The following is a 1,178-nucleotide window of genomic DNA, read 5'->3' as shown; positions in this document are numbered from 1 at the left end:
GCCGGCCCCCCGCGGCGCTTGCCGTCATCCGCCTGTCCGGCCCCGCAGCCTTTGCCGCCGTGCGCACCCTCGCCGGCCGCCTGCCGTCGCCACGCCGGCTCAGCCTGTGCCGGCTCACCGATCCCGCAAGCGGCACGCTGCTCGATGAAGCCCTTGTCGCCATCTTCCCCGGCCCCGCCAGTGCCAGCGGCGAAGACCTGGCCGAATTCCATCTGCACGGCGGCCCCGCGGTCATCGCCGGCGTGCTCGCCGCCCTCACTGGCCAACCCGGCATCCGCCTCGCCGAACCCGGCGAATACACCCGCCGCGCCTTCGCCAATGGCCGCATGGACCTCGCCCAAGTCGAAGGCCTTGCCGATCTCGTCGCCGCCGAAACCGCCAGCCAGCGCGACCAGGCCCTGGCCCTGGCCGGCGGCGCGCTGGGCCGCCTTGCCGATCACTGGCGCGACCGCTGCCTGACCGTGCTGGCCGAAGCCGAAGCCGGCCTCGATTTCGCCGAAGACGAAGCCGATGTCGCCGCCCGTCTCGACGAGGCCGCCCGCCACCAGCTCCTCGCGATGGCCGACGCGCTTGGACAACTCATCGCCGACTCCGCCCGCGCCGCGCGCATCCGCGACGGCCTCAGCATCGCCGTCACCGGGCCACCAAATGTCGGAAAATCCAGCTTGGTCAATGCCTTGGCCATGCGCGATGCTGCCATCGTCACCCCCATCGCCGGCACCACGCGTGACGCCATCGAAGTGCCCGTCGATCTCGGCGGGGTCGCGGCCGTCCTCATCGACACCGCCGGCTTGCGCGACACCAGCGACCCCATCGAAGCCGAAGGTATTGCCCGCGCCCGCCGCCGCGCCGCCAGCGCCGATCTGGTCATCAGCGTCACCAGCGCCGATGCGCCGGACTGGGCCCCACCACCCGCCGACGGCCCACCCCACCTGCTCCTGCTCAACAAGGCCGATCTCGCCCTGCCGCCCCTGCCGCCCGGCGCCCTCGCCATCTCCGCCACCGCCGGTACCGGTCTCCCCGCCTTGCGTGCCTGGCTCACCAACTGGGCGCAAACCACCACCCGCCCCGGCGAACCCGCCCTCCTCGCCCACGCCCGCCACCGCGCTGCCTTCGCCGACGCCGAAACCGCCCTGCGCGAAGCCGCCCACGCCCCCGAACCCGTCCTGCGCGCCGAG

Annotated in this window: 1 protein-coding gene; it reads left to right on the top strand. The window is 73.7% G+C overall.

Annotation, left to right across the window (positions count from 1 at the left end; all coding sequences use genetic code 11):
• On the top strand, nt 1-1,178 hold a 1,178-nt coding region (mnmE, locus tag GJ693_RS16070; protein ID WP_156257227.1), incomplete at both ends, for a tRNA uridine-5-carboxymethylaminomethyl(34) synthesis GTPase MnmE.

The organism is Sandarakinorhabdus oryzae (assembly GCF_009733735.1).
GTDB lineage: Bacteria > Pseudomonadota > Alphaproteobacteria > Sphingomonadales > Sphingomonadaceae > Sandarakinorhabdus > Sandarakinorhabdus oryzae.
Note: the sequence above shows the minus strand (reverse complement) of the source record. Positions and strands in the feature narration are given on the sequence as shown.